Origin of the sequence: Nocardiopsis listeri (assembly GCF_020741345.1) — a bacterium.
GTDB lineage: Bacteria > Actinomycetota > Actinomycetes > Streptosporangiales > Streptosporangiaceae > Nocardiopsis > Nocardiopsis listeri_A.
This window is the reverse complement of record NZ_DYZD01000235.1, coordinates 1-9,134: the sequence shown is the minus strand read 5'-3', so window position 1 is coordinate 9,134 and position 9,134 is coordinate 1. Positions and strand designations below refer to the sequence as shown.

The window sequence follows — 9,134 nt, the reverse complement described above, 5'->3', positions numbered from 1 at the left end:
CGGCGCCTCGGTGCGGGTGTGGACGCGCACCCCCAGTTCGGCGCAGCGGGCGCGCAGGATCTGCAGGAGGGCGCGACGGCCGATGGCGGCGAAGCCGTGCCCGCCGGAGGTGGTCACGGTGCCGTCGAAGTGGACGTCGATGTCGTCCCAGCGGGCGAACTCCGCGGTGAGTCGCTCGTAGACACGGGGGTCGGCGTGTTCGATGCCGCCGAGGGTCTCGTCGGAGAGCACCACGCCGAACCCGAAGGTGTCGTCCGGGGCGTTGCGTTCGTAGACGGTGATGTCGTGGGTGGCGTCGAGTTGTCGGGCCAGGGCCGCGAAGTACAGTCCCGCGGGTCCCGCACCGATACACGCGATGCGCATCGCGCCGCCTTCCTGTTCGTTGACGTCCTGGTCTGCCGTCGTGTCCGTCTCCCGCCCGTCGGGGCGGCCCTCTCAGTGGTCGGGGCAGGCGTGCGGTGTCACAGGGCGCCCTCCCGCAGCCGGAAACGTTGGAGCTTGCCGGTGGGGGTCCGGGGCAGTTCGTCGACGAAGACCACCGAGCGCGGCGTCTTGTACGGGGAGATACGGGAGCGCACGTGTTCGCGCAGACCATCGGCCAGGCCGGTGTCGGCGGTCAGGCCCGGTCGCGGCACCACGTACGCCCGTACGGCCAGGCCCCGTTCGGGGTCCTCCACCCCCACCACGGCGGCCTCCTCGACGTCGGGGGAGGTGAGCAGCGCCTCCTCCACCTCTGCGGGGGCGATGTTGTAGCCGGCGGAGACGATCATGTCGTCGCTGCGCGCCTGGTACCAGAAGTAGCCGTCCTCGTCGCGCACGTAGGTGTCCCCGGTGTGGTTCCAGCCGTGGCGGACGTACTCCCGTTGGCGCGGGTCGTTCAGGTATCGGCAGCCGACGGGACCTCGGACCGCCAGGTGACCGGGTTCGCCGTCGGGGACGGGGGCGCCCTCGTCGTCCAGGATGGCGGCGGTGAACCCGGGGACGGGTCTGCCGGTGGATCCGGGGCGCATGTGGTCGTCGGTGGAGGAGATGAAGATGTGCAGCATCTCGGTGGCGCCGATGCCATCGAGCAGCCGCACACCGGTGGCCTCGAACCAGTCCCGCCAGGTGACCGCCGGTAGGTGTTCGCCGGCGGATACGCACCGACGCAGGGTGGACAGGTCGCGGTCGCCGCGTCCGGCCAACATGGCCCGGTAGGCGGTGGGCGCGGTGAACAGGATGGTGGCCCCGCGTTCGGTGACGGCGTCCAGCAGAGCCTCGGGGCGAGGGCGTTCCAGCAGTACCGTGGCGGCCCCGGCGCGCAGCGGGAAGATCAGCAGTCCGCCGAGCCCGAAGGTGAACGCGAAGGGCGGGCTGCCGGCGAACAGGTCCTCCGGATCGGGTTGGAGCACTTGGACGGAGTAGGTGTCGGCGATGGCGAGCACGTCGCGGTGGAAGTGCACGCACCCCTTGGGGTCTCCGGTGGTCCCGGAGGTGTAGGCGATCATGCAGGCGTCGTCGGCGGCGGTGCGTACGGCGGTGAACGGGTCGGGGTGGGCCGCCACCCGTTCGGTGAGGTCGTCGGGGCCCTGGCCTCCGTACACCAGGATCGAGGGGGCGTCCTCCCCCACTCGCCGGGACGCCTCGTCCAGGTCGGTCAAAGAGCGGGCGTCGCACAGCGCGTGGGCCACACGGGCGGAGCGCAGGATGGTGGCGAGCTCCCCCGCGCGCAGCACCGGAAGGACGGTGACGACCACGCCCCCGGCCTTGAGCACGGCCAGCCAGCAGGCGGCGAGCCAGGGGGCGTTGGGTCCGCGCAGCAGCACCCTCTCCCCCGGTCGCAGACCACGTTCCTCCACCAGGACGTGGGCGATGCGGTCCACCCGCTCCCGTAGGTCCGCGTAGGTCAGCGTCTCGTGTTCGCCCACGACACAGCGCCGGTCCGCGCCGTGGCGGGCGATGGTGCCGTCCAGGAGCTCCTCCGCGCAGTTGAGGTGCTCGGGCACGTCCAGGGGTTCGATGAGCGGCCACCGTTCCAGGGGCGGCAGGTGGTCGCGGGTGAAGGTGTCCTCGTACGCGCTCGGGGTCAGGGGTGGCGGGAGCGGTCGGTCGGGCGACGGAGAGTGCGACATTGCTGGACCTCCGGGTGCGGGGTGCGACAGCGGGCGGCGTGGCCGTGGTGAGGCGCGTGGCCGGCTACATGTGACGGGCGATGATCTGGCGCTGGACCTCCGAGGCGCCTTCGTAGATACGGGGGGCGCGGACCTCCCGGTACAGGTGTTCCAGGAGGTGGCCCCGGTGCAGGGCACGCGCACCGTGCAGCTGGACGGCGGAGTCGACCACGTACTGGGCGGTCTCGGTGGCGAACAGCTTGGCCATCGCCGCCTTGAGCGTGACTTCGGGTCCGCCGGAGTCGTACTCGTCGGCGGCCGCGTACACCAGCAGACGGGCGGCCTCGGTACGCGTGGCCATCTCGGCGAGCGTGTGGGCCACGGTCTGCAGGGCGTCGAGGGGTCCACCGAAGGCACGACGGCCGGCGGTGTGCTCCTTGGCCGCGGTCAGAGCCGCCCGGGCCATACCGACGGCGAACGCGCCGACGCTGGGACGGAACAGGTCCAGGGTTCGCATGGCCACCGAGAACCCCTGGTCGGGTGCGCCGACCAGGTCGTCCGAGCCGACCTCGACCCCGTCGAAGACCAGGTGTCCCAGGGCGTGCGGGGACAACATCTCCAGGGGCGTGCCGGACAGGCCCGGGCGGTCGGCGGGGACACAGAAGGCGGTGACGCCCCGGGAACGTGTACCGGGGGTGGTCCGGGCGAAGACGGTGTAGAAGTCGGCGTCCGGCGCGTTGGAGATCCACGTCTTCTCACCGTGCAGCCGCCAACCGTCTCCGGAGGGCTCGGCGCGCAGTTCCAGTGCCGCGGCGTCGGATCCGGCGTCGGGTTCGGTGAGGGCGAAGGCCGCCACCGCCCGGCCCGCGGCGGCCTCGGGGACCCACCGCTCGCGTTGTCGGTCGGTCCCGGACTGTAGGAGGGGGTAGGTCCCCAGTCCTTGGAGGGCCAGGGCGGTCTCGGCGTGGGTGTCGACGCCGGCCAGACGTTCGCGGAGCAGGCACAACCGGGTGGCGGGGGCCTCGCGTAGAGGCCCGTCGTCGGCCGTTCCGGGGAACAGCGCGGACAGCAGCCCGCTCTCGCCCAGGCCCCGGAGCAGCGCCCGGTCGACGCGCCCCGGTTCGCCGGGGGTGGTGTCGAGTTCGGTCGCCCGGTCGGTGACCCACCGGGCGAACTCGTGGTCGTTGTCGTGGGGCGGGAGCGCCATGGGCGACCTCGACTCTCTCTGGAACGTGATCCGCCTCACTCCGACGATGCACCCAGAACGTGACGGCCGTCAAGAGAGTGATATGAAGTTACCGGGAAAACGAGTGTGATGGACGGGAGAGTCCGAGCGCTGCAAGGGGTGCAGAACACCGACGGCTATCGTGTGCCCATGATTGCCAACAGCGACCGAGCAGCCCTGGACCCCACAGCCGACGCCGACCGCGTCATGCGCCGTCCCCGGGCCCTGATCGTGTCGTTCTTCGGCACCTACGCACGCGACGTGGGCGGCTGGATAGGAGTGGCCGACCTGATCGCCTTGATGGGCGGGCTCGACGTCGACGGCCCCTCGGTCCGCTCGGCGGTCTCCCGGCTCAAGCGCCGTGGACTGTTGGTGTCCGAACGTCTGGGCGGGGCGGCCGGCTACCGGCTCTCCGACGAGGGACGCCGCATACTCGGTGAGGGCGACCAGCGCATCTTCGGTCACCGGGTGGCCCGCGCCGAGGACGGTTGGGTACTGGTGGTGTTCTCCGTGCCCGAGTCCGAACGTCGCCGCCGGCACGCGCTGCGGACCCAGCTGACCCGGTTGGGGTTCGGCACCACCGCCGCAGGGGTGTGGATCGCCCCCTCCCACCTCACCGACCAGGCGCGCGCCACCCTGCGCGAACTGGACCTGGAGGAGCACGCGGAGCTGTTCCACGCGACCCATCTGGACTTTCGCGACCTCACCACATCCGTCGCCCGTTGGTGGGACCTGCCCGCGCTACAGGCGATGTACCGGGGGTTCCTCGACGAACACGAACCGGTGCTGACCGCGTGGCGACGCCGCGGCACCCGTTCGGAGCCGGGCCCCGAGCAGCGGGCGGCGGCCTTCGCCGACCACCTGCGCGCGGTGGACACCTGGCGGAGGCTGCCGTTCCTCGACCCGGGGCTGCCACCCGAACTGCTGCCGGACCGGTGGGCGGGCAGCAGGGCCGCGCGTGTCTTCTTCGATCTGCACGCCCTGCTGCGCGAGCCCGCCCTGGACCACGTCCGCGGCATCGTTCAGCGCCTTCGCTAGCGCGTCGGGGTGTTCGGGCACTCTCGTGGTCGCCTGGCTGCGATCAGTCGGTCGGTCCGGGGACGACGGCGTCGCAGACCAGCTCCAACAAGGCGCCCGGTTCGAACAACTCGGCCACCCCGAACAGCGCCACGGCGGGATAGTGGCGACCCAGATGGGCGCGGTAGACCCGACCCAGTTCCCGCCCGGAGGCCCGGTAACCGGGCACATCGGTGGTGTACACGCTCAGGCGGGTCAGGTGTTCGGGCGAACCGCCACAGGCTCGCAGGGCGGTGACGACGTTGGCCAGGGCGCCGTCGAACTGGTCGACCAGGGAGTCGGCGGCCAGCCGCCCGTCGGGCCCGGAGGCGATCTGTCCCGCCAGGTGGACCAGGCGGCCCGGCGCGGGGACCACGGCGTGGGAGAAGCCCGGGTTGGGCCCGAGTTCGGGCGGGTTGACCAGCGTGTGCGGGGTGGGCGGCAGGTGTACGGGTTCCACTCAGCGTCCCTTCCATTCGGGTGTGCGGCGGCCGGTGAAGGCGGCGTGGAATTCGGCGTAGTCCTCGCCGCGCATGAGCAACGCCTGGGTCATGGCCTCCAGTTCGATGGCCCCGGACAGGCTCATGTCGAGTTCCCGGGACAGCAGGGCCTTGGTCTGGGCGTAGGCGAAGGAAGGGCCCTTGGCCAATCTCCCGGCCAGTCGGTCCACGGCGGCGTCGAGCTCGTGGTCCTCCACCGATTCGCTCACCAGACCGATCCGCTCGGCCTCGTCGGACTCCACGGTGTCGCCGAGCATGAGGATGCGGGTGGCGTTGCCCAGACCGACCATGCGGGGCAGCAGGTAGGCGGCGCCCATGTCGGCCCCGGACAGCCCCACCTTGGTGAACAGGAACGCGAAGCGGGCCGAGCGGGCCACCACCCGGAAGTCGGAGGCCAGGGCCAGGACCGCGCCGGCGCCGGCGGCCATACCGTGGATCCCGGCGACCACGGGGATCGGGCACTCGCGCATCGCCCGGATCACCTCGCCGGTCATGCGGGTGAAGGCGAGGAGCTCGTCGGGGGCCATCTCCAGGGTGCGGCCGATGATCTCGTCGACGTCGCCACCGGAGCAGAAGGCCCGGCCTTCACCGCGCAGGACCAGCACGCGGGTGTCGTCGCGGTGCGGCAGTTCCAGCAGCAGGTCCCGCAGGTCGGCGTAGGTCTCGAAGGTGAGGGCGTTGAGCCGGTCGGGACGGTTCAGGGTGACGGTGGTGACCCCGTCGACCTGTGTCAGGTCGAAGTGGTCCCACCGGTCTGTGAGCGGCACCGAGCCGCGAAAGGCGCTCATCGTTGCGTGTCTCCTCCGTCGAGGGTGAGGGACTGGCCGTTGATCGCCCCGGCCAGGGGGCTCACCAGGTAGGCGACGGCGGCCGCCACCTCATCGGGTTCGATGAGCCGACCCAGGGGCGTCGACTCGGCGAGGGCGCGTTCGGCCCGGCCGGGGTCGCGTCCGGTGCGTTCGGCGATGCGGGCCACCGAGCGTTCGGTCATGGGGGTGCGCACGAAGGAGGGGCACACGGAGTTGGCGGTCACGCCGGTACCGGCGACCTCGTCGGCCACCGAACGGGCCAGGCCGAGGACGGCGTGCTTGGCGGCCGTGTAGGCGACGGTGTACCGGGTTCCGGTGTGCGCGGCGGTGGACGCGACGAAGACCACGCGCCCATGGTCGCGTTCGAGCATGCCGGGCAGCAGGGCCCGGGTGAGCAGGAACGCGGAGGTGGCGTTGGCGTCCAGGTGGTGACGCCACAGGCCCAGAGCGGTCTCGCGCAGACGGGCGCTGTGCGCGGCGCCGGCGTTGTTGACCAGGACGGATACGGGACCGAGCGCGTCGGCGAGTTCGGTCACGGCGACTTCGTCGACGAGGTCGCACACGCGGGTGGCGACGGGGTGTCCCCGCTCCCGGGCGTCGTCGGCGAGCCGGGCGAGGCGATCGGGGTCACGGCCGAGGGCGACCACCTCGTGTCCGGCCTCGGCGAGCGCGAACACGACGGCCCGTCCGATGCCACCGGAGCCGCCGGAGACCACGGCGAGCCGTTGGGAGTCAGCCATGGCGCGAACATATCACTGAAGCATGACCGTCGTCACGGGTGCGACATAAACCGAAAGGGGGCGGCGGACACGAGAACGGCGGCGTCGACGGCCGATGGCCGCCGACGCCGCCGTGGTCCGCGTTCGTCCGGGCACCGACGAGATCGTGAAGGCCCCAAACGAGCGGGTGTTCCTAGAAGGCGGGGCCGGCCTCGATGGCCGCGTCCACGGTCTCGGCGCGGGCCTCCTCTACCTCGTCCGCCAGGTCGGCCTCGTGGGCCTCGAACTCGGCGGTCACCTCGGCGGCCAGAGCGCGCATGGCGACCTCCTCGGTGACGATGCCGCCGCGCACGCGGTTGGCGTCACCGATCTGGGCGGTGGGGCTGTTGTCGGTGGCCACCAGGTCGCCGCCGACGATGTTGTTGTCGATGTAGGCGCCACCGGAGACGCCGGTGACGGACAGGTCCCCGTCGACGTAGTTGACCGAGGCGCAGAAGTCGTCGTTCTCGCCCGCGCCGACCGCGACCGGGCCGGAGCCGTCGCTGTAGGTGACGTTGCCGAGGACCTCGCTGTCGCACAGGATTCCACCGGAGGCGGAGCCGTTGACGAGGAGGTCACCGCGGACGACGCTGTCGTAGATGTCGGCGTAGACGACACCGTCGGCGTTCACGCCGTCGGCGACGCGGCCGCCGTTGAGGTAGAGCTCGCCGGTGGTGGCGTCCACGGAGGCGGCGGAGGCATCGACCACGTAGACGAAACCGTCGTTGGCGGCGCCCTCGGCGGCCTGGGCCCGCAGAGCGGCGACCGAGGTGCCGTCCTCCAGGTAGGTGCCGTAGGAACCGGAGTTGACCACGTCGCCGTCGACCGTGGTGTCGGAGGCGTCGAAGTAGGCGTCGCTGTCGACGGACACCTCACCCTCGATGGTTCCACCGATGATGTGGAGGTTGGCGTCCTGCTCGACGGTGACGTCGCCCTGGACGACGGTGCCGTCCAGGAAGCAGCTCGCGCCGGAGGGGACCTTCAGGTCGGTCGGCAGGGTGATCTCGCCGCCGTGACCGGAGCAAAGGGTGACCAGATCGGCCTGGGCAGGAGCGGCCATGAGGGTGACGCCGCCGATCGCCAGAGCCGCGGTGGCGGTGGACGCGGCGATCTTACTCCCGAGCTTCATGCGGGGGATTTCCTTTCGTCGTGACCGGTGGGGGCCGGACGCTCCTGATACGGGTGCGGGAAGAGCGCCGTGTGACACCAAAGCGAAAGTACCGATCGGCGACCGCTTTGGGAATACTTGTCAGGGGAAGATTCGCTTCTGTCCAGGTTTCCCCGAAGGAAACAATCGAGGTGGCACGCGTGACCGTCATGACACGTGTGCCCATCGGTACCGGGGTTCCCCATGGTGAGGCGAGAACGGAGAAAGGGCCGCCCGGTTCCTTGGGTTCTAGTGGTGGTTGCAACACCCCAGTTCAAGGGGTGCGATGCACTTCCAGATCCGTCAGGACCGAACACCACAAGGCCCAAGAAAGCTCTCCGCTGAGCGAGCGGCATACTTGCAGCTCATGAAGCAGGGCTACAGCAACACCGCGGCCTGCCAAATCGTGGGTGTAGACGCACGCACCGGCAGGAAATGGCGCAACGGACGCGGACCCGAAAACCGCCAACGGGCGGTACCACCGATCACCACGGTGGTACCGCCCACCGGCCCGTCCCGCTACCTGACCCAGCATGAACGCCTCCAGATCGCCGACCTGCACCGCGAAGGCAAAAGCGTGCGAGCCATCGCCGCCGAGCTGGACCGAGATCCTTCCACCGTCAGCCGGGAACTACGACGTAACGCCACCGTGGACCCGCGTGGCAAGCGGCATTACAGACCCCACGTCGCCCAGGCCCGATCCGATGCACGTCGCCCCCGACCCAAACCCTCCAAGATCGCCCTGAACCCCGAACTATGTGCGCGTATTCAGGAGCTCCTCACCGATAAATGGAGCCCTGAGCAGATCAGCCGTAGGCTCGAACGGGACTTCCCCGACCGGCCGGAGCTGCACGTGTGCCACGAAACCATCTACCAGGCGCTCTATGTCCAAGGCCGAGGTGAGCTGCGCCGAGAGCTGGCCAGTGCGCTGCGCTCGGGTCGAGCCCGACGCAGACCCCACCGCCAGGCCCAACAGCGCAGGCCACGTTTTGCCTCACCGATGGTGATGATCAGTGAGCGTCCGCCCGAGGTGGCCGATCGGGCGGTGCCCGGGCACTGGGAGGGCGACCTGATCATCGGTGCCGATGGTGCCTCGGCCATCGGCACCCTGGTGGAGCGTTCCACCCGGTACGTGATGCTGCTGCATCTGCCCCACGGGCGCAGCTCCGAGCAGGTCCGTGACGCCTTGACCGACACGGTTCAGACCCTGCCTCGGCATCTGGCACGCTCGATCACCTGGGATCAGGGCGCGGAGATGGCCGCGCATGGGTCCTTCACCACCGCCACCGACATCCCGGTCTACTTCTGTGACCCGGCTTCCCCGTGGCAGCGCGGCTCCAACGAGAACACCAACGGGCTGCTCAGGCAGTACTTCCCCAAGAGCACTGATCTGTCGGTGCACACCCGTGAGCATCTGGAGGCGGTGGCCGTCCAGCTCAACGGGCGCCCACGCAAAACGCTCGGCTGGGATACCCCAGCCGAGCGTCTGGCTAAGCTACTCGAATCGAGCAACTGACCTCACGTGTTGCGACGATCCCTAGAATCCGCC

General features: G+C 70.3%; 9 protein-coding genes. 2 read left to right on the top strand and 7 right to left on the bottom strand.

The window, feature by feature from the left end:
- The 3 genes from K8V84_RS12530 to K8V84_RS12520 form a co-directional block, all read right to left on the bottom strand.
- The coding region (locus K8V84_RS12530) for a lycopene cyclase family protein (RefSeq protein WP_304074356.1) at positions 1-363 on the bottom strand (363 nt) is incomplete at its 3' end.
- A 98-nt stretch (positions 364-461) separates the two neighbouring features.
- Positions 462-2,111, bottom strand: coding sequence for a benzoate-CoA ligase family protein (locus K8V84_RS12525; RefSeq protein ID WP_304074355.1), 1,650 nt, complete (start codon positions 2,109-2,111; stop codon positions 462-464).
- A 64-nt stretch (positions 2,112-2,175) separates the two neighbouring features.
- On the bottom strand, positions 2,176-3,297 hold the full coding sequence (locus tag K8V84_RS12520) for an acyl-CoA dehydrogenase family protein (protein ID WP_304074354.1): 1,122 nt from the start codon (positions 3,295-3,297) through the stop codon (positions 2,176-2,178).
- Between the two features lie 168 nt (positions 3,298-3,465).
- On the opposite strand from K8V84_RS12520, the gene K8V84_RS12515 reads away from it, so the two are divergent.
- The gene (locus K8V84_RS12515; protein ID WP_304074353.1) at positions 3,466-4,353 is read left to right on the top strand and encodes a PaaX family transcriptional regulator C-terminal domain-containing protein; all 888 of its coding nucleotides are present in this window, start codon (positions 3,466-3,468) and stop codon (positions 4,351-4,353) included.
- A 43-nt stretch (positions 4,354-4,396) separates the two neighbouring features.
- Here the strand turns inward: K8V84_RS12515 and K8V84_RS12510 are convergent, their stop codons facing one another.
- From K8V84_RS12510 to K8V84_RS12495, 4 genes are all read right to left on the bottom strand, one after another.
- Entirely contained in the window at positions 4,397-4,831 is a 435-nt protein-coding gene (locus K8V84_RS12510; protein ID WP_304074352.1) for a RidA family protein, read from the bottom strand.
- Positions 4,832-5,659 carry an enoyl-CoA hydratase family protein gene (locus K8V84_RS12505; protein ID WP_304074350.1) on the bottom strand — a complete coding sequence of 276 codons (828 nt, stop codon included), beginning with the start codon at positions 5,657-5,659 and terminating at the stop codon, positions 4,832-4,834.
- The gene (locus K8V84_RS12500) at positions 5,656-6,420 is read right to left on the bottom strand and encodes an SDR family oxidoreductase (protein ID WP_304074349.1); all 765 of its coding nucleotides are present in this window, start codon (positions 6,418-6,420) and stop codon (positions 5,656-5,658) included. The genes K8V84_RS12505 and K8V84_RS12500 overlap by 4 nt, the downstream gene beginning before the upstream one ends.
- Before the next feature lie 172 nt (positions 6,421-6,592).
- Positions 6,593-7,567, bottom strand: a complete 975-nt coding sequence (locus K8V84_RS12495; protein WP_304074348.1) for a hypothetical protein — start codon at positions 7,565-7,567, stop codon at positions 6,593-6,595.
- Between the two features lie 385 nt (positions 7,568-7,952).
- On the opposite strand from K8V84_RS12495, the gene K8V84_RS12490 reads away from it, so the two are divergent.
- Positions 7,953-9,101 (top strand): IS30 family transposase, encoded by a 1,149-nt coding sequence (locus K8V84_RS12490; RefSeq protein ID WP_304074346.1) that lies wholly within the window; start codon positions 7,953-7,955, stop codon positions 9,099-9,101.
- Positions 9,102-9,134: the final 33 nt, after the last annotated feature.

What these genes read in the sequence shown, in the direction of transcription:
- K8V84_RS12525 (WP_304074355.1), bottom strand. Translation starts at nt 2,111, where the DNA reads ATGTCGCACTCTCCGTCGCCCGACCGACCGCTCCCGCCACCCCTGACC.
- K8V84_RS12520 (WP_304074354.1), bottom strand. Translation starts at nt 3,297, where the DNA reads ATGGCGCTCCCGCCCCACGACAACGACCACGAGTTCGCCCGGTGGGTC.
- K8V84_RS12515 (WP_304074353.1), top strand. Translation starts at nt 3,466, where the DNA reads ATGATTGCCAACAGCGACCGAGCAGCCCTGGACCCCACAGCCGACGCC.
- K8V84_RS12505 (WP_304074350.1), bottom strand. Translation starts at nt 5,659, where the DNA reads ATGAGCGCCTTTCGCGGCTCGGTGCCGCTCACAGACCGGTGGGACCAC.
- K8V84_RS12500 (WP_304074349.1), bottom strand. Translation starts at nt 6,420, where the DNA reads ATGGCTGACTCCCAACGGCTCGCCGTGGTCTCCGGCGGCTCCGGTGGC.
- K8V84_RS12495 (WP_304074348.1), bottom strand. Translation starts at nt 7,567, where the DNA reads ATGAAGCTCGGGAGTAAGATCGCCGCGTCCACCGCCACCGCGGCTCTG.
- K8V84_RS12490 (WP_304074346.1), top strand. Translation starts at nt 7,953, where the DNA reads ATGAAGCAGGGCTACAGCAACACCGCGGCCTGCCAAATCGTGGGTGTA.